Annotated in this window: 1 pseudogene; it reads right to left on the bottom strand. The window is 61.0% G+C overall.

Annotation, left to right across the window (positions count from 1 at the left end):
- Positions 1–66: 66 nt before the first annotated feature.
- A pseudogene (locus tag PKKP23_RS34270) lies at positions 67–254 on the bottom strand (ISNCY family transposase); the annotation flags it as partial.

Genomic DNA, 254 nt, shown 5'->3' with positions numbered 1-254 from the left:
CGAGCCGCTCCTGAAGGGCATTCCCTTCAAGGACGGCACTCCGGTGATTGAAAGCACACCGGCTCCTCAAGCGCTGGCCGCCTGATCATGCCGCCTGACCCGCGTACACCACTCTTGACGATTGCTCGGATACTCGACGACCTCCACGTACTGGTGGATCAGGTTGCGGTTGGCTACCGTGTCCTGCAGCAGATACATCACCCGGTCATACTGCACCGTCAGCGCATTCGTGACCTTGCGCGGCACGCGATAGG

The sequence above is a fragment of the Paraburkholderia kururiensis JCM 10599 = LMG 19447 genome, assembly GCF_003986935.1.
Taxonomy (GTDB): Bacteria; Pseudomonadota; Gammaproteobacteria; order Burkholderiales; family Burkholderiaceae; genus Paraburkholderia; species Paraburkholderia kururiensis.
The sequence above is the reverse complement of the archived record's forward strand: the minus strand, read 5'-3'. Positions and strand labels throughout refer to the sequence as shown.